We start from the raw sequence: 23,345 nt of genomic DNA on the forward strand, positions 1-23,345 counted from the left end.
TATCCCGGATCGCAAGGGCGTATAACCGCTCGCGGTTATGCGCCGCTTCGCCTGACCCATCGCCCAACCGCGATGCCACGCTTGGGCGTTTTGTTCGGTCCGAACTCGACACACGCCGATGACCACGGCCAAACGGCGCATAACGCGGAGCGTTATGCGCCCTACAGGAGCGCATTTTTCCCTCGGCGCAATTGAAGACGCCCGGACATCTGTCCGGGCGTTCGGTCTTGCGGGGTTATCGATCAGCGACGCTCTTTCCAGCGGCGGATCACCAGTTTCTCCAGTTCGACGGCGAAGAACACCAGCACGCCGATGCCCAGTGCGATCAGCCAGCTGCTGAAGGGCAGGGCGACCGTGTGGAAGGCCGTCTGCATGAAGGGTACGTAGATCACCAGGCATTGCAGCAGGATCAGGCCGAGGGTCACCGTCAGCAGCGCTACGTTGCGCAGCAGGCCGGCGTTCAGCGAGAACTGGTCCTGCAGGCGGCAGTTAAACAGGTAGGCCCACTGTGCCGTGACCAGGGTGTGCAGGATCATGGTGCGGATGTGGTCGGTGTCCTGGCCGCCTGCGACCATCCAGGATTCCAGCTGGAAGGCTGCCGTCGTCAGCAGCCCGCCGACGAAGAGCACGCGCCATACGGCGAAACCGTTGAGGATCGACTCACGGGCGTCCCGTGGCGGGCGCTTCATCATCCCCGGCTCGCCGGGCTCGAAGGCCAGGGCGAAGGACAGGGTGGTGGAGGTCGCCATGTTCATCCAGAGAATCTGCAGCGGCGACAGCGGCACCACCGCGCCGGCGAGGATCGCCATGACGATCAGCAGGCCCTGGGCCATGTTGGTCGGCAGGACGAAGAGCACGGTCTTCTTCAGGTTGTCGTAGACGCGGCGGCCTTCACGCACCGCGTTGGCGATGGTCGAGAAGTTGTCGTCGGTGAGCACCATGTCGGCGGCTTCCTTGGTCACCTCGGTGCCCTTGATGCCCATGGCGATGCCGACGTCGGCCTGCTTCAGCGCCGGGGCGTCGTTCACCCCGTCGCCGGTCATGCCCACGACTTGCTCGCTGGCCTGCAGGGCGCGGACCAGGCGCAACTTGTGCTCGGGGCTGGTGCGGGCGAACACCGAGTACTGCATGGCCACCGCCTTGAGGTCGGCGTCGCTGGTTTGCTCCAGCTCCTGGCCGGTCATGGCGCGCAGGTCGTTGCCCATGCCGAGCATGCCGGCGATGGCGACGGCGGTGTCGGGGTGGTCGCCGGTGATCATCTTCACCTGGATGCCGGCCTGCCGGCACATGGCGATGGCTTCGATGGCCTCGGGGCGCGGCGGGTCCATCAGCCCGGCGACGCCGAGGAAGACCATGCCTTGCTGCAGGTCATCGTGGTCGATCTCATGGCCGGCGCCGGGTGTCGGCTTGTAGGCTGCGGCCAGCATGCGCAGGCCTTGGCTGGCGATGTGGCCCATCTCGCGCTCCCAGTAGGCGCGGTCGAGCGGTTGGATGCCGTCGGCGCCCAGTTGCCGGTCGCACATGCGCAGCAGCACGTCGGGGGCGCCCTTGAGGTAGATCAGGCTCTCACCGTCCACGTCGCAGCGACGCGCCATGTACTTGTAGGCGGAGTCGAAGGGGATCTTGGCGAAGCGCTCGACTTCCGCCTGCGGCAGCTCGGCCTTGCGCGCCAGCACCTTGAGTGCGCCTTCGGTGGGGCCGCCGACCACGCTCCAGCGACCGTCGTCGCCACGTTGCAGGCTGGCGTCGTTGCAGATGTCGACGGCACGGACGAAGGCCGCCAGGTTGCCGTGCTCGGCCCATACCACCGGCTCGGTGGCGCCGGCCAGGGTGACGCGGCCACGCGGCTCGTAGCTCTGGCCCTCGACGGCGAAGATGTTGCTGGCGGTGAGCACGTTCTTCACCGTCATCTCGTTCATGGTCAGGGTGCCGGTCTTGTCCGAGCAGATCACGCTCATGGCGCCCAGGTTTTCCACGGTCGGCAGCTTGCGGATGATCGCCTTGTTGCGCGCCATGCGCTGCACGCCGAGGGACAGGATGATCGAGACGATCGCCGGCAGGCCCTCGGGCACCGAGGCCACGGCCAGGCTGATGAGCGACAGCAGCAGCTCGCCGAACGGGTAGTCGTGCCAGAAGAAGCCGATGACGAAGAGCGCCACCATCATGCCGAGGATGAGCTGGAAGATGCGCTTGCCGAGCAGGGCGATCTGCCGCAGCAGAGGGGTTTCGCTCTCGTCGACGGTGGCGATCATGCGGTTGATCTTGCCCAGCTCGGTGTGCGCGCCGGTGGCGATCACCACGCCCTTGGCGTTGCCGGCGCTGATGTTGGTGCCGGAGAAACCGAGGTTGGTGCGGTCGGCCAGTTGCGCTTCGGCGTCCAGCGCCTCGACCTGCTTGGACACGGTGAGCGATTCACCGGTGAGCATCGATTCCTCGACCTGCAGGTGGTGTACTTCGATCAGGCGCACGTCGGCGGGAATCTTGTCGCCCGGGCGCAGGGCGATGAGGTCGCCGGGCACCAGCTCGCTGGCGTCGATTTCCATCTTCTGCCCGTTGCGCACCACGTGGGCGGTGCTGCTGAGCATGCCGCGCAAGGCGGCGAGGGATTTCTCGGCCTTGTTCTCCTGGAAGAAGCCGATGGCGGCGTTGATCACGGCCACGGCGAGGATCACCAGCGTGTCGGTCCAGTGGCCCATCAGCGCGGTGGCGACGGCGGCGGCCAGCAGGATGTAGATGAGCACGTCGTTGAAGTGCCGCGCGAAGCGTAGCCAGGCTGGGTCGGCGGCCTTGCCGGGGAGGGCGTTGGGGCCTTCGTGCAGCAGGCGCGCTTGTGCTTCTTCGGGGGAAAGGCCGGTGGTACCGGTTTGCAGGTTGGCGAGGGTTTGCTCGACGCTACAGCGGTACCACTGTTCGGTGCGGGGTGCGGCGGTGCCGCGGTCGGTGGGTTCGATAGCGCCCATGCTGGTCTCCTGGCTCCTGCGTCATGTGGGAGGGAGTGGGTTGCAGGGTGAAACTGCTAGCAGGGTAGACCCCTGTACCTGAACGATGCCTGCACTAGCTCAATGTTCTCTCGAACAGGTTCGAGAAGTGCCGAGCGGCATGCGTCGCCGCCGGCCTTCTGCTAACGCCCCACGCAACCCACGGCGATCCTTCGCACTGGCGCTCCGGCTCAGACCAGCAGGTCTTCGTAGAAGGCGCCGTAGGGCTTGTGCGGGTGGGCGATCTGGATTTCCAGGATCCACAGGCCGCCGTTGGGCCGCTCGAGGTAGTCGCCGAGGTCGCCGGCGCGGTAGATCGCGTGGGGGAAGTCGCTGACCCGGTGACCCTTGATGTCGAGGTTGAGCTGCCAGCCGAGCGCCTTGGCCTCTGCATGGGCGAAGTCGTAGAGCGCCACGCCGCTGCAGCGGGTGTCGCGCCAGTGCGCCTCGACGCGGTCGAACAGGGTCTTGGCCGCTGCAGCGCAGGCGGCCATGTCCGGGCCGCGCCGCCCTTTCATTCTTTCGCAGGATTCATTTCACCGACGGGCTCGTGCATGCTCGCGCCGCTTCACAAGTCAGGATGTGGGCGGCACTTCGGCCTTCGGGTTTGCGGTCGCGGAATCATGGACGGCCCTTGACATGTGTTGTCCTGACGGAATTGCCGAATGCATCTGCTGCGCCTGTCTCCCTCGTTGCAACGGGTCCTGTTGCTGCCCTACATCGCCTTGGTGCTGGGGCTTTCACTGGTGATCGGGGTGTTTTCCTACCGCTCGGGCAGCCAGAGCGTGGAGGAGGTCGCCCGGCACCTGCTCACGGAAACGGTGCAGCGCATCGGCATCAGCGTGCAGCAGCAGTTGGGCACTGCGGCTCTGGTGCTGGGTGCGGCAATGCCCGAGGGCGTGCCGCTGCCGGCCGACCTTCGCGGCGAGCAGCGGTCGCTGATCGAGCGCTTCTGGACGGCCGCTTCGCTGAACCGGGATCTCAACAACTACGTGTACTACGGCAGCCGCGACGGCCTGGCCTTCGGCCTGCTGCGCCGTGCCGCCGGCGAGGCCGAGTTGCGCATCAAGTGGGATTCCGCGGACCACCGAAGGCTCTATCGGCTGGCTGACCCGCGCGCTGCGCCGGTGGCGAACGGCGTCGAGCCGACGCTGTTCGACCCTCGCCTCAGGCCCTGGTACGTGCAGGCCGCGCAGGCCCGTGGCGATACCTGGACGCCGGTGTACATCGATTTCGGCACCCACGACCTGGTGCTCACCCGCGCGCGGGGCCTGCGTTCGGCCGATGGCAGTCTGCAAGGGGTGGTGGCCACCGACGTTTCCCTGCACCAGCTCAACAACCTGGTCCACAGCCTGGACATCAGCCCGCATGGCCTGGCCTTCATCGTCGAGCCGGACGGCAAGCTGGTCGCATCGTCGAAGGGCGCCAACCTGATCGTCGACCGCCATATCGGCCCGCAGCGGTTCAACGCCAAGGACGACCCCGACCCGCTGGTGCGCGAGACCTACAAGCAACTGGTCCGCCGGCTCAACGCCGGCGACAGCGCCTTGCCGGGCGGCACTTTCCATTTCGACAGCGCCATGGGCCAGGCCATGCACGTCGCCTACAGCTGGGTTCGCGACGACGCCGGCCTCGCCTGGCTGACGGTGGTGGCGGTGCCGAGCAGCGACTTCATGGGCGACCTGGGTCGGAACGTGCTGCACACGGTGCTGGTGGCGCTGTTGGCGGTGGTGGTGGCAATTCTGCTTGGCGTGTACATCGGCACCTGGATTCTTGCGGACATCGCCCGCCTGTCCAGCGCCGCCAAGCGCATCGGCCGGGGCCAGTTCGACGTCCCGCTGCACATCGGCCGGCGCGACGAGATCGGCCAGTTGGCCGCGGCGCTGGAGAACATGCAGGCCGAGCTGGGCACCGACCGGCTCACCGGGCTGAGCAACCGCACGGCGCTGGAGGGGCATTTGCAGCGAGTCATTCTCAGCCCGCCGGCGGCGGTCGAGTTCGCCCTGCTGTTCATCGATCTCAACGGCTTCAAGGCGATCAACGACACATACGGCCACGAGGTCGGCGACCTGGTGCTGGTCGAAGTGGCCGGGCGCCTGCGCGACACGGTGCGCAGCAGCGACCTGGTGGCGCGGCTGGGCGGCGACGAGTTCGTCATCGTGCTCTGGCGCACCGGCAATGCGGCGCAGGTGGCGCAGGTCCGCGACAAGCTGGAGCGGCACCTGGGCGCACCGCTGGCGACCCTGCGCGAGCATGTCGGCGAGCGGCAGGTCAGGGTGGGCGCCGCCGTGGGCGTGGCGATTTACCCGCAGGATGGCGACAGCATCGAGGGTCTGCTCAAGCATGCCGACAAGGGCATGTACCGCGACAAGCAACGGCACAAGGCGTACGCGCAAGAGTCTTCCTGAGAACGGGAGACTGCTCCTACAAAACCAGCCCGATGCGCTTTGGTAGGGCGCATAACCCCGAGCGGGTTATGCGCCGGCATTGCGGATGAGATCGGCGCGCTAGGCCTTCTCCGTAGCCTCCGTCAGCGCTGCCTGCACCAGCGGATGCAGATCGGTGCCGGGGTGTTCATCGAGCCAGGCCTTCAGCTCGCGGCGCATGGCCGGTGTCCAGAAGCTCTGCAGGTGCTGGCGCACGCCCTGTACCGCCACCTTCCGGTCCGGCTCGGTGGCGAAGTACAGGCCGATCTGGTTGGCCATCTTGATCAGGTTGTCGACGCTCATCGGCGCACCTCGGCTTTCTCGGCGTGGCGGCGTTCCTTGAGCAGGCGCCGTTGTTCGTCGCTGAACGCCTGGTAGCGCTTCTGCCACTCGGAGGGGTGGTAGACGCGGGTGACTTCCACCGCCGTGACCTTGTATTCCGGGCAGTTGGTGGCCCAGTCGGAGTTGTCGGTGGTGATCACGTTGGCGCCGGATTCGGGGAAGTGGAAGGTCGTGTAGACCACCCCCGGCGCCACCCGCTCGCTGACTTTCGCGCGCAGCACCGTCTGCCCGGCGCGGCTGCCCACGCCGACCCAGTCGCCGTCGTGGATGCCCCGACTTTCCGCGTCCTCGGGGTGGATCTCCAGGCGGTCTTCCTCGTGCCAGGCGACGTTGTCGGTGCGCCGGGTCTGGGCGCCGACGTTGTACTGGCTGAGGATGCGCCCGGTGGTCAGCAGCAGCGGGTAGCGGCTGTTGATCTTCTCTTCGGTGGGCACGTAGCCGGTGAGCATGAAACGCCCCTTGCCGCGTACGAACTGCTCGATGTGCATGGTCGGGGTGCCGTCCGGCGTGGCGTCGTTGCACGGCCATTGCAGGCTGCCGTGGCGCTCCAGCTCGGCGTAGCTGACGCGGGTGAAGGTCGGCGTCAGGCGCGCGATCTCGTCCATGATTTCCGACGGATGCTTGTAGTCCATGCGGTAGCCCAGGGCGTTGGCCAGGGCCACGGTGGCTTCCCAGTCGGCCTTGCCGCCCAGCGGCTCCATCACCTTGCGCACGCGGGAGATGCGCCGCTCGGCGTTGGTGAAGGTGCCGTCCTTCTCGAGGAAGGAGCTGCCCGGCAGGAAGACGTGGGCGAACTTCGCCGTCTCGTTGAGGAAGATGTCCTGCACCACCACGCATTCCATCGCCGAGAGGGCGGCGGTGACGTGCTGGGTGTTGGGGTCGCTTTGGGCGATGTCCTCGCCCTGGCAGTACAGCGCCTTGAAGGAGCCGTCGAGTGCTGCCTCGAACATATTGGGGATGCGCAGGCCCGGATCGGGCTGCAGGGTCACGCCCCAGGCCTGCTCGAACTGGTGGCGCACCGTCTCGTTGGAGATGTGCCGGTAGCCGGGCAACTCGTGGGGGAAGGAGCCCATGTCGCACGAGCCCTGGACGTTGTTCTGGCCGCGCAGCGGGTTCACGCCCACGCCTTCGCGGCCGATGTTGCCGGTGGCCATGGCGAGGTTGGCGATGCCCATCACCGCGGTGCTGCCCTGGCTGTGCTCGGTAACGCCCAGGCCGTAGTAGATGGCCGCGTTGCCGCCGGTGGCATAGAGCCGGGCGGCGGCGCGGATTTCCTCGGGCGGCACGCCGCACACCGGGCCCAGGGCTTCGGGCGAGTTCTCCGGCAGGCTGACGAAGTCGCGCCAGCGGGCGAAGTCCGCCGCCTCGCAGCGCGCATCGACGAAGGGCTGGTTGACCAGGCCTTCGGTGACGATTACGTGGGCAAGGGCGTTGAGCATCGCCACGTTGGTGCCCGGACGCAGTTGCAGGTGCAGCTCGGCGCGGGCGTGGGGCGAATCCACCAGGTCGATCCGGCGCGGGTCGATGACGATCAGCTGCGCACCTTCGCGCAGGCGGCGCTTGAGCTGCGAGCCGAATACCGGGTGGGCGTCGGTCGGGTTGGCGCCTATCACCAGCACCACGTCGGCCTTCATCACCGAGTCGAAGCTCTGGGTGCCGGCGGACTCGCCGAGGGTCTGCTTCAGGCCGTAGCCGGTGGGCGAGTGGCAGACGCGGGCGCAGGTGTCGACGTTGTTGTTGCCAAACGCCGCGCGCACCAGCTTCTGCACCAGGTAGGTCTCTTCGTTGGTGCAGCGGCTGGAGGTGATGCCGCCGATGGAATCGCGCCCGTACTTGAGCTGGATGCGGCGGAATTCGCTAGCCGCATAGGTCACCGCTTCATCCCAGCTGACTTCCTGCCAGGGATCGTCGATGTGCTTGCGGATCATCGGCTTGGTGATGCGGTCGGGGTGGGTGGCGTAGCCCCAGGCGAAGCGGCCCTTGACGCAGGAGTGGCCGTGGTTGGCCTGGCCGTTCTTGTCCGGGACCATGCGCACCAGCTGCTCGCCCTTCATCTCGGCGCGGAAGGAGCAGCCCACGCCGCAGTAGGCGCAGGTGGTGATGACGCTGCGCTCGGGCTGGCCGATCTCGACCACGCTCTTCTCCATCAGCGTGGCGGTGGGGCAGGCCTGCACGCAGGCGCCACAGGAGACGCATTCGGAGTCGAGGAAGTTCTCGCCGCCGGCCGCTGCCACGCGCGACTCGAAGCCGCGCCCGGCGATGGTCAGGGCGAAGGTGCCCTGGGTTTCCTCGCAGGCGCGCACGCAGCGGTTGCAGACGATGCACTTGCTCGGGTCGTAGTCGAAGTAGGGGTTGGAGACGTCTTTCTCATCGCTCAGGTGGTTGGCGCCTTCGTAGCCATAGCGCACTTCGCGCAGGCCGACCTGGCCGGCCACCGTCTGCAGCTCGCAGTTGCCGTTGGCCGGGCAGGTCAGGCAGTCGAGCGGGTGGTCGGAGATGTACAGCTCCATGACGTTGCGGCGCAGTGAGGCGAGCTTCGGCGTCTGCGTGCGCACGACCATGCCCTCTGTGACCGGCGTGGTGCAGGACGCGGGGTAGCCGCGCATGCCGTCGATTTCCACCAGGCACATGCGGCAGGAGCCGAAGGCTTCCAGGCTGTCGGTGGCGCAGAGCTTGGGAATGCTGGTGCCCAGCAGCGCCGCGGCGCGCATCACCGAGGTGCCGGCGGGAACGCTGATCTCGCGGCCGTCGATGCTCAGGCTGACCTGCACGTCGCTCTCGCGGGCAGGGGTGCCGAGGTCGATTTCGCTGGCGCTGGAACTGGCAGGATCGAAGTAATTGATCATTGGTCGGCCTCCTTGGTCGCCAGGCCGAAGTCGGCGGGGAAATGCTTGAGGGCGCTGGTCACCGGGTACGAGGTCATCCCGCCCAGCGCGCAGAGCGAGCCGTATTGCATGGTGTCGCAGAGGTCCAGCAGCAGCTCGGCCTGCTCCTCGCGGGCGGTGATGTCGGTGGCGGCGATCAGCCGATCCACCACCTCAACGCCACGGGTCGAGCCGATCCGGCAGGGCGTGCATTTACCGCAGGATTCCTCGGCGCAGAACTGCAGGGCGAAGCGGGCCATGCGCGCCATGTCGAGGGTGTCGTCGGCGACCACCACACCGCCGTGGCCGAGCATGGCGCCCATGGCGGCAAAGGCCTCGTAGTCCAGCGGTGTGTCGAATTGCGAGGGCGGCACCCAGGCGCCGAGCGGGCCGCCGACTTGCGCGGCCTTCAGCGGGCGACCGCTGGCGGTGCCGCCGCCGTAGCCTTCCACCAGCTCGCGCAGGGTCAGGCCGAAGGCGCGTTCCACCAGCCCGCCGTGGCGGATGTTGCCGGCCAGCTGGAAGGGCATGGTGCCCAGCGAGCGGCCCATGCCGAAGTCGCGGTAGAACTGCGAACCCTTGGCGAGAATGATCGGCACCGAGGCCAGGGTGAGTACGTTGTGCACCAGCGTCGGCAGCCCGAACAGGCCCTCCAGCGCTGGCAGCGGCGGCTTGGCGCGAACCACGCCGCGCTTGCCTTCCAGGGAGTCCAGCAGAGCGGTTTCCTCGCCGCAGATATAGGCGCCGGCGCCGACCCGTACTTCCAGGTCGAAGGCTCGGCCGCTGCCCGCCACATCCTCGCCGAGGTAGCCGGCTTCGCGGGCGATCTCCAGGGCCTGGTTGAGGGTGGTGACGGAATCCGGGTATTCGGAGCGCACGTAGATATAGCCCATGCTGGCGCCAACGGCGAGGCCGGCGATGGCCATACCCTCGATCAGCAGGAAGGGGTCGCCTTCCATCAGCATGCGGTCGGCGAAGGTGCCGGAGTCGCCCTCGTCGGCGTTGCACACCACGTACTTCTGCGCGGCCTTGGCGTCGCGCACGGTGCGCCACTTGATGCCGGCGGGGAAGGCGGCACCCCCGCGGCCGCGCAGGCCGGAATCGAGCACGGCGGCGACCACCTCGGCACCGTCCATGCCGACCGCGCGGGCCAGGCCCTCGAAGCCGCCATGGGCGCGATAGTCGTCCAGCGACAGCGGCCGGGTGATGCCAGCACGGGCGAACAGCAGGCGTTGCTGGGACTTCAGATAAGGAATCTCTTCTACCGGCCCGAGGGCGAGCGGATGGCTGGCAGGATCGCCGGCCATGGCGTCGAGCAGGGCAGGGACGTCGGCTTCCGTGAGCGGACCGAAGCCCAGCCGGCCATTGGCGGTTTCCAGCTCCACCAGCGGCTCCAGCCAATAAAGACCGCGGGAACTGGTGCGCTGCAGATCCAGCGGAATCTGGCGCCGCTCGGCCTCGCGGACCAGCGCGGCGGCGACGTTCTCGGCGCCCACGGCGCGGGCCACCGAGTCACGGGGGGCGAAGAGCTTCAGCATGCTCCGTCCTCCAGGCAGCCGTTCACCAGCTCGCGCAGGCGCTCGGGCGTGAGTCGTGCATGCACGCGGCCATCCAGCTCGAGTGCCGGCGAGCAAGCGCAGGCACCCAGGCAATAGACCGGGCGCAGGGCTATCTGCCCATCGGCGCTGGTGCCGTGATCGTCCAGGGAAAGCTGCTCGCGCAGCTGCGCGGCCAGGTGCTCGGCGCCCATGCTCTGGCACGACTCGGCACGGCAAAGGCGCAGGGTGTGGCGAGCGGGCGGGGCGGTGCGGAAGTCGTGGTAGAAGCTGATCACCCCTCGCACCTCGGCAACGCTGAGGTTCAAGGCATGGGCGATCTCGGGAACGGCTGCATCGGGCACATATCCGACGCCATCCTGGATGGCGTGCAGGACCGGCAGCAGCGCACCGGGGGTGGCCTTCTCCCGTTCCAGCACATCGTGAACAAAGGGCAGGTGAAGCGAATCATCAGGCATACAGCACACCTCGGCATCGCGAACTCACCTGCCGTCCCCCGGCAGCGGTTCGGAACTCTTCGGCTGCGGCGTACCGGCCACGTCACGGCTGCGTGGCTCTTCGGGGCGCCATTCTTGTTATCCGGCCAGGCATCTGGGCGCACCTGGTCCTAACAGTATGGAAGCTTGCCATCCCCATTGCCGGCAGTTTGCACCCGAACGACGCTGCGCGTCCTGAAACCGACAGGACGTAAACGCGCGGGCAGGTCAGGCTGAAGTCAGCAACTCGGCCAGCGACGCATTCAGGCGATCGATGCGCTCCGTGCTCTCGTTCACCAGGTGGGTGATCTCCCGCGCGGAGGCCGCGGACTGCTGGGCGAGTTTGCGGACTTCATCGGCCACCACCGCGAATCCGCGGCCCGATTCGCCGGCCCGGGCGGCCTCGATGGCGGCGTTGAGGGCCAGCAGGTTGGTCTTCTCGGTGATGGTATCGATGCTGTCGATGATCTTCGCGATGCGCGCGCTCGAATCCTGCACCAGGCGCATTTCCCGGTGGGTGACCTGCGACGCCTCGAACTTGGCTTGTACGTCGATGCCATACGACACGATGCGCTTGATCCGGCCGACCGAGTCGGTGATGGGGCACAGGGCGCTGTCGAAGCGAACGGGCTTGCCGTCCTTGCCGGGCATGTCGAGCGCACCGAGCAACTGCTGCCCGCCCAGCAGCGTCGAGAAACGCTCCCTTCCCAGCAGGGTGCCCAGGTTGTGCCGGCGGCCGAGCAGCTCCGGCAGGCTCTGGTGACCCAGGTGGCGGACGAGATAGTCGTTCGCCGAAACCAGCCGGCCATCGATATCCCACTCGGCGACGCCGTTGTTCACGCTGATGGCGGTGAAGCGCTTCTCGGCCTCGAGCGAGATCTCCTTGGTCTGGGTGATATTGGCCTGGATGGACACGAAGCGTTCCAGCTCCCCGGCTTCATTGAACACCGGATTGATGGCCAGGGAGATCCAGTAGTGCTCGCCGGACTTCCTGTAGTTGAGGATTTCGCTGTAGATCGGCTGGCCATTGCGCAAGGCCTGGCCGATCCGCTCGACGGTCTCCTGGCTGGTCGCGGGCCCTTGCAACAGCGGGCCGGGTCTCTTGCCGCGGACCTCTTCCAGTTCATGGCCGGTGAGTTCCGTGAAGCCGCGGTTCACGTACTGGATGAAGCCCTTTGCGTCGGTGATGACGATGGCGTTGTCGGTTTCGTTCGCCACCAGCGAAAGCAGCTTGAATTCCTTGTTGCGCAGAACCTCGGCCGTGATGTCGCTGGCGAATTTGATCACCCTGACGACCTCGCCTTGCGGCCCCAGGATCGGGTTGTAGGTGGCGTGGATCCAGACCGACCGGCCGTCCTTGGCGATGCGTTCGAATTCGGCGGTCTCGAACCGGCCCGAGCGCAGCTTCTGCCAGAACTCGGCGTAGGCCCTGGATTCGCGCTGGGCGGCGGGAACGAACATGGCGTGCTTCTTCCCGCGGATGTCGGAGATCCCGTAGCCCATCAGTTTCAGGAAGTTCTCGTTGGCGTCGAGGATGGTGCCGTCCGGGCTGAACTCGATGACCGCCTGGGCGCGATCGATTGCCGCCATCCGTGACTCGAAGCGCGCCTGCTCGGCGACCTGCGCGGTGATGTCGGTGACCAGCCCGACGATGCGCGCCAGCCGCTTGCGGCGGACGATGGGCGTGTAGGTGGCGTGGATCCACACGCAGGTCCCCCGCTTGCCGACGTACCTGAAGGTCCCGCTTTGCGGCCGGCCCTCGCACAGTGCCTGCCAGAAGCCCCGAGCGTCGCGGCTGTCCGCTTCATCGGACGGGAAGAGCAGGCGATGCGGACGCCCGCGCACTTCGTCGATGGAGTAGCCCAGCAGATCGAGAAACGGCCGGTTGGCATGCAGGACGGTGCCGTCGGGATCGAACTCCACCACGCCCAGGGTCTGGTCGAGAGCCTTGAAGACATCCTGGGACCGGTTTCGGCGGAAGAGAGTGAACATCGGGTCTTTCCTCGGAAGTACGCCGCCGCCTGTTCGTGGCGACGGTATGGATACGGGTCAGGCAAAGCGTCGCTTCGCCCGTTCGCATGCCTGCGCCGAAGGAACACGCGACCGAACGGGGAGGCGACACCCTGGCGTGGGCTGCCGGCCGGCGTCCGGAGCGGCGAAGGCCGTTTCCGGGGCGGCCTGGGGGCCGGCTTCGCGGGCGTCAGCCCTGAAGGCTCCTGGATGATTTGAGGCGTTTCTGCTCGTACATCTTCAGGTCCGCCTCTACGAAGGCACTTCGTATGTCGCCCTTCGCCGGTCGTGACGACATGCCGACCGAAGCGGCGATGCCGTGCTCGGCCAGGCTCGCCAGCACGCGCTTGAGCAATTCGCGGCCGCCGTCGAGATCGCAATTGACACCGATGATTCCGAACTCGTCGCCACCCAGCCGCGCCACCACGTCTTCGCTGCGGGTAGCCTGGGTCAGGGCTTTGGCCGTCTGGCGAATGAGCCGGTCGCCGGCGTTGTGGCCCTTGCTGTCATTGATCTGCTTGAGCTCGTCCAGGTCGATCACGATCACCACGCACGATCTGCCGTGGCGATGACAGCGCTGTTCTTCCTTCGCCATCAGTTGCTCCCAGCCGGCCCGGTTGAACAGACCGGTCATCGCGTCCTGCAGCGCCTGGGCGGCGAATCGCTCGGCGCGGCGGGTCTGGGTCTCGGCGCGGAGCTCCATCTGCAGCAGGGCGTTGAGCAGCTTGCCCAGCAGTTCGAACAGCTGGACCTGCAGCGCGGACGGTTCCGGTTGCGGCTGCGCGGCGATGCCGCAGAGGGTTCCGTAGAGCTCGCCGTCACCCTTGTAGAGCGGGAAACCCATGTAGGCGCGGGTGGCGCTGTCGCGGATGAACGCCGCGTCCACGCACCCCGGATGCTCCGCCAGGTCCGGGACGATCCGCGGAGCCGAACCCGCCACCATCCTCGAACACAGCGTATCGCTCCAGCACAGCGTGTGGCCGGGCTGCATGGCCTGGTCCTCGAGCCCCTGCATGACGATGCATTCGCCATCATCGAGCCGGGTGACGAACCACTGGTCGAAGCCAAAGGCCTGCTTGAGGAACACCAGCGCCTCGCGTACGGCCGATTCGAAATCGACGACCTCGCTCATGCTTCGCGCTCCAAGACATTCGCATCATCCGGCCAGGCGACCGCTGGCAAGGCTTCGAACCGGGGGCGTGCGAACAGGTAGCCCTGGAACAGGTCCACGCCCAGGCTGCGCAGCTTCGCGAATTCCCCTGCCGTTTCGACACCCTCGGCGACCACCTGGATGCCCAGTGCCTTGCAGATGTCGAGAATGCCTTCGGTGATGGCTGTCCGGGCCTTGTCCTGGTGAATGTTCCGGATGAGGTGCATGTCGAGCTTGATGATGTCGGGCTGGAACTCCGCCAGGAGCCCGAGGCCGGAATACCCCGCGCCGAAATCGTCGATCGCGGTCTGGAAGCCTTGCCGCTTGTATTCGAGCAGGATGTCCTTGAGATGCTGCTTCTCCACCAGCTGCTCGTTCTCCGTGATCTCGAAGATGATGCGCCGGGTTGGAAAGTCGAATCGCTTCGCCGCTTCCAGCGTGGCGCGGATGCAGGTCGCCGCCTGGTAGACGGCGTTGGGCAGGAAATTGATGCTCAAGTAGCAGGGCACCGCGAGCCGCGCCGCCAACTCCACCGCCTTTACCCGGCAGGCCTGGTCGAAGGCATAGCGGTTGTCTTCCGAGACCATCCCGAGAATCCCGGCCGCGCCGCTTCCATCGGTTCCACGAACCAGTGATTCGTAAGCGAAGACGCGCTTGGTTCTCGCATCGACGATGGGCTGGAACGCCATGCTGAATTCGAACGACAGCTTCCGACCGTCTCTGCAGTTGCGGCAGCCGATCGGGCGATCCGTTACGAGGACAGGGTCGGTTGGAATCATGTTTCGCACCTCTGGGTGTCTTGGCGGCAGACGTTACGGACGATGCCTTCTCGCATTCGTCCGCTGAATCGGCTTGCTCCGCTGCGTCGGCTGCGTGATGGCACTCTGATTGCGAGGCCAGTATGCGTGCTTTAGTTGTACAAAGATAGTTTTCTGTACAACATTTTCGTTCTGTTTGAGTGGCAAAAGCGCCATTTGCATGGGGCGCATGGCATAAATGGCATCTTCATCTCGTTTGCCTGTACAAGCCAGGCAAGCGCAGAGGCCCCGGGGTCGGCGGTGAGAGTGAGGTGTGGCGGCAATGACATGCATTCGATGGGCTGTGTAAGGCGCGCGGGGGCAGGGTGCAGAGAATGTTGCCTAATGTGTACAGGTATTAAGTTGCGTATAGATAAGTGTATGCAAAATTGGTATACAGGGCGCCGTCCAGGATGGCCGTGACCTTGTCAGCGGGGCTGCCCGAGCCTGCAGTGCCACCCTTTTCCCCACCGAACCAAGACCTTTGAAGCAACTGCCATGCAACAGAATCGACCGCTGACCCATGGACAGCACCTCTTCCGAACCGTCGCCATCGCCGCCGGCATTGCCGGCTGTGCCGCCACCTTCGCCTGGGCGGCCGGCTGGCTCGGTACGGACAGGCTGACCACCGCCCGACTGATAGGGCGCATGGAACAGAACGCCGGGGTACATCCCGGTTATCGACGCGCCCATCCCCGCGGCATCTGCTTCAAGGGGCATATCGAGGGCACCGGAGCCCTGGCTTCCCTGTCCCGTGCGGGATTGCTCGGCGCCGGCCGTGTCGAGGTCCTGGGGCGGTTCTCGGTCGGGGCCGGCAATCCCCACGCGGGCGATACCAGCGTCCCCGTGCGCAGCATGGCGCTGCTCTTGCGACAAGCCGATGGCCAGCAGTGGCGCATGGCGATGAACAATCCCCCGGTGCTGGCGGTCCGCACGCCGGAGGATTTCTACCAGCAACTGGGCGCCATGCGCCCCGATCCGGCCACAGGCAAGCCGGACCCACGGAAGCTGCAGGCGTTCTTCGAGGCACACCCGGAAAGCGCCGAGTTCCGCGCCTGGGCGTCGTCGTATCGGCCCAGCGACAGTTTCGCCAGCACCGGCTTCAACAGCATCAATGCCTTCGTGCTCGTGGATGCGCAGGGCCGCCGTCAGCCGGTGCGCTGGTCGATGGTGCCGGAGCTGGCCGCCACGCCGCTGACCCAGCAACAGCCTGCGGCCGACCTGCTTCAGCGTGACCTGCTGGAACGCCTGGCTGCCGGGCCACTGCGCTGGCAATGGCGGTTCACGCTCGCCGACGCCAGCGATCCGGTGGACGACCCTACACATGCGTGGCCGGAGACTCGCCCCCGGGTCGATGCCGGGACACTGGTTGTGGAGCAGGCACGTGCCCAACTGGAAGGCGATTGCTACGGCTTCAACTTCGATCCGCTGGTACTTCCCGATGGCGTGGAGCCCAGTGGCGACGCGATTCTGCGAGCTCGATCCGCGGCCTACGCGGAGTCTTATCGACGGCGCACCGCCGAGGGAAAACCCACTGAATCCGCCGAGGGGGCGCAGCAATGAAAGTGTCTGTCGGTGCCTACAACCCGATCCTGCGGCTGCTGCATGCGGCGATGGCCATCCTGGTGATCGGGATGCTTTTCATCGGCGTAGCCATGGTGGCGAGTCTCGCCAGCTACCAACCGCAGCTGGTCAATTGGCACAAGCAGGTTGGCTTGGCGCTCCTGCTGCTCGTCGTCATTCGACTGTTGGTGCGTCGGGTGACGGCCAAGCCTTCGCTTCCCTCCACAGTGGGGGGCTGGCAACGTCGCATGGCGAGCCTGATGCACCTGGCACTGTATGCCCTGTTGCTGGTGCAGCCCCTGGTCGGCTGGGCCATGCAGTCGGCCGCGGACTACCCGTTGCGCTTCGCCGGCCGGCTGATGCCCGCCCTCGTTCGCCAGGACGCCGACCTCTACGGCCTGCTGCACGCCGTGCATGCCTGGCTCGGGCTGGCGCTGTTCGCCCTGATACTGCTGCATGGCGCGGCGGCGCTGGTTCATGGGCTCATCCACCGCGATGGCGTGTTCTCGAGCATGTGGCGCCTGCGTTGAATCGACGGCGCGGCCGGGGGCGGGATCAGGTCTCCGGAATGAACCGCCCCCGTTGCTGCCGTCCTCAGCGCAGCGTGTAACCGTTATCCACGATCAGGTCCTGCCCGTGGATGCCACGCGCGCCGTCCGACAGCAGGAAGAGGATGGCGTCGGCTACGGCGCCCACTTCCAGGAAGCTGCCGTCTAGCAGGCGCTGATTCACGGAGTCGGCGACACTCGCAAGCTGGCTTTCATCCAGGCCCAGCGTGCCCCAGATCGGCGTGGCGGTCGGCCCTGGCGACACCAGGTTGATGCGTATCCGTTGCGCCGCCAGCTCGACAGCCAATGTCCGCGCCTGTGCCTTGAGCGCGGATTTCGACGCAATGTACGCCGCCAGTCCCGGGAAGGTGACCTGCGACAGGAAGGTGCCGATGAAGACCACTGCAGCCGGTTGGTTCAACTGGTCCCGCAACGCCGCCAGGGTGTTTAGCGCTCCTGCACCGTTGACTGCCCACTGGCGCTGGAACGCCTCGTTGTCCAGGCCGTCGGCCAACTGGGCGATACCCGCGTTGGGCACCAGATAGTCGATAGGACCGAGCTCGCGGGCAAGCTGCGCGAGCCTGTCCAGGTCCGCCGCGCGGGTCACGTCGCCGGATAGCCAGAACAGCCCCGTGCCTGACTGCGCCTGAAGCGAGGCCGGTGGATCGCTGCGTCGCGCCATGGCCAGTACCCGCACGCCTTGTTGCAAGAGGCGTTCGGCTACCGCCAGGCCAATGCCGGAGCTGGCGCCGGTGACTACTGCGACGGGCGACGGGGATTCACTGATTGGCATCGTTCTTTTCCTTGATTGCATGAAGGTCTGAATGGGAGCTCCAGTGGTCTGGAGCTGACGTTATGGACACCTTTGCCTGGACCGATGATTTCGAAACGACCGGGCCTGACAGTGAATTCAGCCTTTATGCCAACTTTTATTATTTATAAATCAATAACTTATATTTTTAGTAGTCAGAATGACCCTTGCGGTCTGTGGTTACTTTGACTCTAGTGGGGTCATTTTGACTGCGGGCGACGCCACAGCGCATTCGCTACAGAAGAGCGCCGGTTCAAGGTGGCTCCTGCACCGATCCACCTTTTCGTCGCCGGAGACGAGGGGCAGGTATTTGGCACCTTTGGTCAGCTGGATGTTCCGAATATCCCGACCTTTCGAATTATCATTCGCGGCTCCAGCCTCAAGTCCATGAGCCACTACGTATGAGCCAAGTTCCGTCGCTGCCCGATGATGCCGCGCAAACCGAGCGTACCCGAGAGACTATCCTGCGATACCGCGAGGGCTGGAAGACGTGTGACCTGGAGGCTGTGCTGGCGTTGTACCACCCGGATGTCGAGTACTACGACTTCGCGGGCAATCGGATGATGCGTCTGCACGAGCTCCGAGATTTCGTGCGTTCAAGCATGCCGCAGTTGAGCGGCGAGCTGCTGGAACACACCGACCGTATTCGCATCGATGGTCATACGGCATTCATCCAATACCGAATCCGCTTGCGTGGCGGTAACGACCTCGTTTCGTTCCGTGCCAGCGAGGCGATTACCGTACGCGATGGCCTGGTCTGGCGGGTTTCGGAGTACGCCAATATCGAGCGAACCGACGTCGGCGAGGCCGCTTCGGCGGATGGCCGTCCAGCGCTGAGCCGGTTGGGACTCTCGGCACGCCAGATGGGGATCATGGCTGGCGACCTGGAGGACTACTTTCAACGCCAGAAGCCTTACCTGGACGCTGAGTTGAACCTGCAGCAGGTAGCTGAAGCGACCGGCTACACACGAAATCAGATTTCGCACCTTCTCAATCAAGTGCTGGGGCAGAGCTTTTACCGGTACGTCAACCAGGCGCGCCTTCAGCACCTGCTCGACAGCCTGGAGGAGCACAGTAATCCCAAGCGGGTGGACGAGTTGGCCTTCGCTGCTGGTTTCAACTCGCTTTCCGCGTTCTACAAATGCTTCCGCGAGCGCATGCACGTGACCCCGAAGGAATACCTGAAGCAAATTTCTACGCGGGTCCGCGCACAAGACAGGCGCTGAGGCGTTTCACTAGCCTTCGTCCTGCCACTTCTGGCGAGCACTCCGATGGGCTTCGGGCGTACCCACGAATCGCTCGAGGCTTCATCGGCGGTGTGTATGCCTCCGGGAAAGTTGGGATCTTCATTTCTCTCGGCTTGCTGTGCGATAGCTGCATCGTGCAAGCGGCGGTTTCTTGCTGCCTTATTTTTGGGGTGAGCCACTTGCATCCCGATTAATGGTGAGTCCGCCGTATGGCACCGTCGATAAGCCGGTGGCCGCATTAATACCGTCTATGCATGGAGCGAAGAGCGGAAGTCCATGAGCAGTGGGCTTTGTATGTTATTGCGTGCGCTGATTTTCAGTAGCTGCCTAAAATAAAAATCAACGAGGTAATACCGTGCTGAAGAAAATACTCCCTCTCATGCTCGTGGCATCGCTGAGTCATGCCGCCGGTGATGTTCGTATCTACAACTGGAGTGGCTATGTCGCGGAAGATACCATGGCCAAGTTCAAGGCGCAGACGTCAATCAATGCGCACTATGATGTGTATGACAGTAATGAGATATTGGATGCCAAGTTGATGACCGGTCGCTCCGGTTATGATGTGGTGTTCCCGTCCAGTCATTTCATGGTCCGGCAGATAAAAAGTGGTGCACTGAAGAAGCTGGATAAATCAAAGCTGCCCAACTGGAAAAATCTGGATCCGAAGTTGCTTCAGGCGACAGCGGTCAATGATCCCGGTAATCAGTACGGATTTCCTTATGTATGGGGGACTACCGGGATTGGCTATAACGTGGATAAAGTCCGTGCCGTCCTCGGCTCCAACCAGCCGTTGGATAGCTGGGACCTGATCTTCAAGCCCGAGCTTCTGGAAAAGTTGTCCAAGTGCGGAGTGGCAGTGGTTGACAATGCGCCGGAAATGCTGCCGATCGCCCTGCATTACCTGGGCCTGCCGCACCACAGCACCAACGTGAACGACTACAAGAAAGCCGAAGTCCTGCTCAAGCAAATGCGCAAGAATGTCACCTACTTCCACTCGTCGAAGTACGTGGCTGATCTGGCGAATGGTGATATCTGCTTGGTGGTCGGCTTCTCGGGCGATGTCCTCGAGGCGGCGAACAGCGCCGCCGAGGCAAAGAACGGGATCCATATCGACTATGTGGTTCCGAAAGAGGGTGCACCGACCTGGTTCGATATGGTGGCCATGCCGGCGGACGCTCCGAACGAAGAAGAGGGCTATGCCTTCATGAACTTCCTGCTGCAGCCGGAAGTGATGGCCTCGGTTACCAATGCAATCAAATACGCCAATGCAAACCAGGCTGCCGATACATTGGTCGATCCTGCTCTCAGGTCTGACATCAAGGTATATCCGTCTGCGGAAATATTCGGACGACTCTATGCCCTGGAGGCGGTTCCGCCAAACATTGATCGGCTTCGCACCCGTATCTGGAACAGCGTCATAACCGGGAAGTAATTGGATGCGGCCTGCCGGCCTTCTCTGTTAGGTCGGCACTGGCTGTATGACTTCAAGGTGGCAGGGCGCAGCCGCTTCGAAAGTGAAGTCGGCTGCTTCCTGCTTTGCCAAGCGCTGAGTAAAAGTTCGTCTGCACTTCTTTCCTGAGCCGGTAGCGGTGCTCCCAGCATTGTTTTCGTTTTTTAATAAGGCTGAGTGGTAAGTCCTTCGCCTGAGTCTCGGGATTCAATAAAGAGATCCTGTGTCGGTGGTGGTTTCCCTTTTTGCCTCTTGTGAGCGGCGGCCTGGAAAAAGCAAAAGGGGTAATTCGTGCTGAAAAAACTCTATGAAGCCTACGACAGCAACGAGCGATTGGCCGCGAAACTCAAGGCGGGGCGTTCCGGATTTGACGTGGTGTTTCCTTCCAGCCACTTCATGGCCGGGCAAATCAAAGGTGGCGTGCTGAAGAAGCTGGATAAGTCCAGGCTGACGAATTGGCAGAGCCTGGATCCTCGCCTACTTGATGCAACGGCCGTGAACGATCCCGGTAATGAGTACGGTTTTCCCTACGCCTGGGGCACCACGGGCATTGGCTACAACGTCAAGAAGGTCCGCGCCATCCTGGGTTCGGACCAGCCGTTGGACAGTTGGGAGCTGATCTTCAACCCGGACATCCTGGCGAAGCTGTCAACGCAAGGAGTGGCGGTGGTGGACAGTGCTCCTGAAATGCTTTCCATCGCGCTCCATTACCTGGGGCTGCCGCATCACAGCACCCAGGTGGGCGACTACAAGAAGGCCGAAAACCTGCTCAGGCAAATGCGCCGCCATGTTTCGTATTTCCATGCCTCGAAGTATGCGGCTGACTTGGCCCGTGGCGATGTCTGCCTGGTGGTGGGCTTCTCGGGTGATGTCCTTGAAGCCGCGAAGAGCGCTTCCGAGGCGGGGAATGGCGTTCAGATTGAATATGTGGTGCCGCGCGAAGGGGTACCTACCTGGTTCGACATGGTGGCTATACCGACGGACGCCCCGAATGAAGATGCCAGCTATGCCTTCATGAATTACCTGCTGAGACCTGCGGTACTGGCCTCGGTTGCCAACGCGGTCGATTACGCCAACGGGCGCTCGGCTGCCGACGTCGTCAGTGAGCGAGCGCTCAAGACAGCCGGTGGGATTTATCCGTCTCCCGAAGTATTCGAAAGGCTGTATGCCATGGAAGCCATTCCTCCGAATGTGGCGCGGCTGCGCGCACGTATCTGGAAAGGCGTCATGACGGGGAAGTGAGTGGCACCAGGCAGTTGTATTGGAATTCATCGATGTACCACTCCATGAGTTCACTTTCGCTATTGGCTCGAACGGTTGGCTCGACGCTGCAGTTGAAGGTGACGAAGTCACTAATCCGCATAAGGGCCAACAGATGAGACGAAGAAGATTCATGTTCGCTGCCGGGAGCTTGTTGGGGGCGGCTATTCCCATTGCTGGTGTCAGTGGCAGTAGCTTCCGCACGGAGCGCGCTGCATTGAATGGCCAAGACCTTTCGAATATCGACGTGCTGGTCGTGGGGGCCGGGATCTCGGGATTGGGAGCGGCCAGGCGATTGCACGATGCGGGTCTTCGCGTTGTAACGCTGGAAGCCCGCGACCGTTTGGGCGGGCGCCTTCTGACTCATCGGGAGTGGGAAGGGGCGAAGCTCGATCTGGGCGCGACCTGGATTCACGGGGCCAGCCAGAGCAACCCGATCGCGCAGCTGGCTAAAAAGGTGGGTGCCAGGCTCGTACCCACGCCGGCCGAGAATGCGGAAGTCTTCGGTAGCGACGGACGGCGATATGGAGCATCGGACCTGCAAGCGATGGAGACTCTCAGGGAGAGGATCGAAGAGGTCATATCCGAGGCGCAGGAGCGCGATGTCGATCTTTCGTTACAAGATGCCGTGCGGGCGGGCCTGGGCTATTCGAAGTTCACGCCAGCTGAAAGGAAACGCGTGGACTTCATACTGAATACGACTTACGAGCATGAGTACGGTGCCAGCGCGGAGGCGCTTTCGGTCCGCTGGTTTGACAGCGGTGATGCGTATCCTGGTAGCGATTCGCTGTTTCTGGACGGCTACCAGGTGCTGGTCGATCACCTCGCCAAGGGCTTGACCATCAAACTGGGTGAAGTGGTTAACGCCATCGATAGCCGCGGCGAAGATGTACTCGTGAAGACGGAAGGGCAGGTCTACCGCGCCCGGCACGTAATAGTGACGGTGCCCCTGGGTGTGCTCAAGAGCGGCGCGATAGCGTTTTCTCCGGAACTTCCTGACCGCAAGTCCAAGGCCGTCGACGGGATAGGCGTCGGTGTGCTGAACAAGTGCTGCCTGAAGTTCCCTGAAGTGTTCTGGGAGCCAGCGTTCGACTGGATCAACTATGTGCCGGACGAGTATGGCCGCTGGGCCGAGTGGATAAGCCTGGCCGGTTCGACAGGAGCGCCGGTGCTCATCGGTTTCAATGCGGCCGACTTCGGCCGGGAGATCGAGGGTTGGACGGACGCAGAGATTGTCCAGAGCGCAATGAGGACCCTGCGCAAGATGTTCCGTGAAGTGCCAGAGCCCACCGGTTGGGTGATTACCCGATGGGGCAGCGATCCCTATTCCCTGGGTTCGTACTCCTGCAATGTCATGGGCTCGACACCTCCGATGCGTAAAGACCTTGCTTTGCCCATAGACGGAAAGTTGTTCTTTGCCGGAGAGGCCACTGACGAGAACTATTACCAGACCGTCCACGGTGCTTACTCTTCCGGTCTTCGTGCCGCCACTGAAGTGCTGTCTTCCCGTTAGTTTTGCGCAACGGCCGAGGGAGATTCAGCCATTACCTCTCGGCTCGTTCGCCAAACGAACGTCGGCTGGCATTGCTGCGACATCCTCCACCTTGACCCAACCCCCACTTCCCCATACCCTCCCGTCGCCCTTGTGCAAGCGACAAGGGCCGGGTTTGGCGACCCGCTTTAACCACTGTGCGACCGCACCATGAGCGCTGCGCCGTATTTCTACGGACGTAGTGCTTTGCTATGGCGGGTCGCACAGGGAGACCTTCGGGTCTGCCGGGTAGTGGTTACCGGCTCGCCAACCCTGTGCGGCTCCGCCACCCTTCCGTTTGGCGACGGAGAGGTGGCTTCATGGACAACCACTAAG

The 23,345-nt window shown here is 64.1% G+C and carries 15 protein-coding genes and 3 pseudogenes; 7 read left to right on the forward strand and 11 right to left on the reverse strand.

What is annotated here, in order from left to right; translation table 11 throughout:
- Window positions 1–242: 242 nt before the first annotated feature.
- Complete coding sequence (locus tag PKB_RS11770) at window positions 243–2,960, reverse strand: cation-transporting P-type ATPase (protein ID WP_043251933.1); 2,718 nt, start codon at window positions 2,958–2,960, stop codon at window positions 243–245.
- A 209-nt stretch (window positions 2,961–3,169) separates the two neighbouring features.
- Window positions 3,170–3,478 (reverse strand): annotated as a pseudogene (locus tag PKB_RS11775) (M24 family metallopeptidase); the annotation flags it as partial.
- Window positions 3,479–3,643: 165 nt separating this feature from the next.
- Here PKB_RS11775 and PKB_RS11780 point away from each other — a divergent pair.
- Window positions 3,644–5,386, forward strand: a complete 1,743-nt coding sequence (locus tag PKB_RS11780; protein ID WP_043251934.1) for a diguanylate cyclase domain-containing protein — start codon at window positions 3,644–3,646, stop codon at window positions 5,384–5,386.
- 99 nt (window positions 5,387–5,485) lie between these two features.
- Here PKB_RS11780 and PKB_RS11785 read toward each other — a convergent pair whose 3' ends face one another.
- The 8 genes and pseudogenes from PKB_RS11785 to PKB_RS11815 form a co-directional block, all read right to left on the reverse strand.
- Window positions 5,486–5,707 (reverse strand): formate dehydrogenase subunit delta, encoded by a 222-nt coding sequence (locus tag PKB_RS11785; RefSeq protein ID WP_043251935.1) that lies wholly within the window; start codon window positions 5,705–5,707, stop codon window positions 5,486–5,488.
- Window positions 5,704–8,592: a formate dehydrogenase subunit alpha gene (gene fdhF / locus PKB_RS11790; protein ID WP_043251937.1), complete on the reverse strand. Its 2,889-nt coding sequence runs from the start codon at window positions 8,590–8,592 to the stop codon at window positions 5,704–5,706. The genes PKB_RS11785 and fdhF overlap by 4 nt, the downstream gene beginning before the upstream one ends.
- Window positions 8,589–10,148, reverse strand: a complete 1,560-nt coding sequence (locus PKB_RS11795; protein WP_043251939.1) for a formate dehydrogenase beta subunit — start codon at window positions 10,146–10,148, stop codon at window positions 8,589–8,591. The genes fdhF and PKB_RS11795 overlap by 4 nt, the downstream gene beginning before the upstream one ends.
- Window positions 10,142–10,624, reverse strand: coding sequence for a formate dehydrogenase subunit gamma (locus tag PKB_RS11800; protein ID WP_043251941.1), 483 nt, complete (start codon window positions 10,622–10,624; stop codon window positions 10,142–10,144). The genes PKB_RS11795 and PKB_RS11800 overlap by 7 nt, the downstream gene beginning before the upstream one ends.
- A 323-nt stretch (window positions 10,625–10,947) precedes the next feature.
- Window positions 10,948–11,119 (reverse strand): annotated as a pseudogene (locus PKB_RS30555) (methyl-accepting chemotaxis protein); the annotation flags it as partial.
- A gap of 411 nt (window positions 11,120–11,530) precedes the next feature.
- Window positions 11,531–12,634, reverse strand: a pseudogene (locus PKB_RS30560) (PAS domain S-box protein); the annotation flags it as partial.
- Window positions 12,635–12,842: 208 nt separating this feature from the next.
- Complete coding sequence (locus PKB_RS11810; RefSeq protein ID WP_043251945.1) at window positions 12,843–13,784, reverse strand: sensor domain-containing diguanylate cyclase; 942 nt, start codon at window positions 13,782–13,784, stop codon at window positions 12,843–12,845.
- Window positions 13,781–14,581, reverse strand: coding sequence for an EAL domain-containing protein (locus tag PKB_RS11815; RefSeq protein WP_052355244.1), 801 nt, complete (start codon window positions 14,579–14,581; stop codon window positions 13,781–13,783). The genes PKB_RS11810 and PKB_RS11815 overlap by 4 nt, the downstream gene beginning before the upstream one ends.
- A 516-nt stretch (window positions 14,582–15,097) precedes the next feature.
- Between PKB_RS11815 and PKB_RS11820 the strand changes: the two genes are divergently transcribed.
- Window positions 15,098–16,162 (forward strand): catalase family peroxidase, encoded by a 1,065-nt coding sequence (locus PKB_RS11820; protein ID WP_052355245.1) that lies wholly within the window; start codon window positions 15,098–15,100, stop codon window positions 16,160–16,162.
- Window positions 16,159–16,692, forward strand: a complete 534-nt coding sequence (locus tag PKB_RS11825; protein WP_043251947.1) for a cytochrome b — start codon at window positions 16,159–16,161, stop codon at window positions 16,690–16,692. Before PKB_RS11820 ends, PKB_RS11825 begins: the two co-directional genes overlap by 4 nt.
- A 64-nt stretch (window positions 16,693–16,756) precedes the next feature.
- Here the strand turns inward: PKB_RS11825 and PKB_RS11830 are convergent, their stop codons facing one another.
- Entirely contained in the window at window positions 16,757–17,503 is a 747-nt protein-coding gene (locus PKB_RS11830) for an SDR family NAD(P)-dependent oxidoreductase (RefSeq protein ID WP_043251949.1), read from the reverse strand.
- A 419-nt stretch (window positions 17,504–17,922) separates the two neighbouring features.
- Here PKB_RS11830 and PKB_RS11835 point away from each other — a divergent pair, with 419 nt between their 5' ends.
- The 4 genes from PKB_RS11835 (at window position 17,923) to PKB_RS11850 (ending at window position 22,991) form a co-directional block, all read left to right on the forward strand.
- On the forward strand, window positions 17,923–18,747 hold the full coding sequence (locus PKB_RS11835; RefSeq protein WP_043251952.1) for an AraC family transcriptional regulator: 825 nt from the start codon (window positions 17,923–17,925) through the stop codon (window positions 18,745–18,747).
- 400 nt (window positions 18,748–19,147) lie between these two features.
- Window positions 19,148–20,200 carry a polyamine ABC transporter substrate-binding protein gene (locus PKB_RS11840; protein ID WP_084166791.1) on the forward strand — a complete coding sequence of 351 codons (1,053 nt, stop codon included), beginning with the start codon at window positions 19,148–19,150 and terminating at the stop codon, window positions 20,198–20,200.
- A 309-nt stretch (window positions 20,201–20,509) separates the two neighbouring features.
- The gene (locus PKB_RS11845) at window positions 20,510–21,460 is read left to right on the forward strand and encodes an extracellular solute-binding protein (protein WP_052355246.1); all 951 of its coding nucleotides are present in this window, start codon (window positions 20,510–20,512) and stop codon (window positions 21,458–21,460) included.
- Between the two features lie 19 nt (window positions 21,461–21,479).
- Complete coding sequence (locus PKB_RS11850) at window positions 21,480–22,991, forward strand: flavin monoamine oxidase family protein (RefSeq protein WP_197539254.1); 1,512 nt, start codon at window positions 21,480–21,482, stop codon at window positions 22,989–22,991.
- Window positions 22,992–23,345 lie beyond the last annotated feature (354 nt).

The sequence above is a fragment of the Pseudomonas knackmussii B13 genome, from assembly GCF_000689415.1.
Lineage (GTDB): Bacteria > Pseudomonadota > Gammaproteobacteria > Pseudomonadales > Pseudomonadaceae > Pseudomonas > Pseudomonas knackmussii.

What these genes read in the sequence shown, in the direction of transcription:
- PKB_RS11810 (WP_043251945.1), bottom strand. Translation starts at nt 13,784, where the DNA reads ATGAGCGAGGTCGTCGATTTCGAATCGGCCGTACGCGAGGCGCTGGTG.
- PKB_RS11785 (WP_043251935.1), bottom strand. Translation starts at nt 5,707, where the DNA reads ATGAGCGTCGACAACCTGATCAAGATGGCCAACCAGATCGGCCTGTAC.
- PKB_RS11825 (WP_043251947.1), top strand. Translation starts at nt 16,159, where the DNA reads ATGAAAGTGTCTGTCGGTGCCTACAACCCGATCCTGCGGCTGCTGCAT.
- fdhF (WP_043251937.1), bottom strand. Translation starts at nt 8,592, where the DNA reads ATGATCAATTACTTCGATCCTGCCAGTTCCAGCGCCAGCGAAATCGAC.
- PKB_RS11815 (WP_052355244.1), bottom strand. Translation starts at nt 14,581, where the DNA reads ATGATTCCAACCGACCCTGTCCTCGTAACGGATCGCCCGATCGGCTGC.
- PKB_RS11795 (WP_043251939.1), bottom strand. Translation starts at nt 10,148, where the DNA reads ATGCTGAAGCTCTTCGCCCCCCGTGACTCGGTGGCCCGCGCCGTGGGC.
- PKB_RS11800 (WP_043251941.1), bottom strand. Translation starts at nt 10,624, where the DNA reads ATGCCTGATGATTCGCTTCACCTGCCCTTTGTTCACGATGTGCTGGAA.
- PKB_RS11835 (WP_043251952.1), top strand. Translation starts at nt 17,923, where the DNA reads ATGAGCCAAGTTCCGTCGCTGCCCGATGATGCCGCGCAAACCGAGCGT.
- PKB_RS11820 (WP_052355245.1), top strand. Translation starts at nt 15,098, where the DNA reads ATGCAACAGAATCGACCGCTGACCCATGGACAGCACCTCTTCCGAACC.
- PKB_RS11770 (WP_043251933.1), bottom strand. Translation starts at nt 2,960, where the DNA reads ATGGGCGCTATCGAACCCACCGACCGCGGCACCGCCGCACCCCGCACC.
- PKB_RS11780 (WP_043251934.1), top strand. Translation starts at nt 3,644, where the DNA reads ATGCATCTGCTGCGCCTGTCTCCCTCGTTGCAACGGGTCCTGTTGCTG.
- PKB_RS11830 (WP_043251949.1), bottom strand. Translation starts at nt 17,503, where the DNA reads ATGCCAATCAGTGAATCCCCGTCGCCCGTCGCAGTAGTCACCGGCGCC.
- PKB_RS11840 (WP_084166791.1), top strand. Translation starts at nt 19,148, where the DNA reads ATGCTCGTGGCATCGCTGAGTCATGCCGCCGGTGATGTTCGTATCTAC.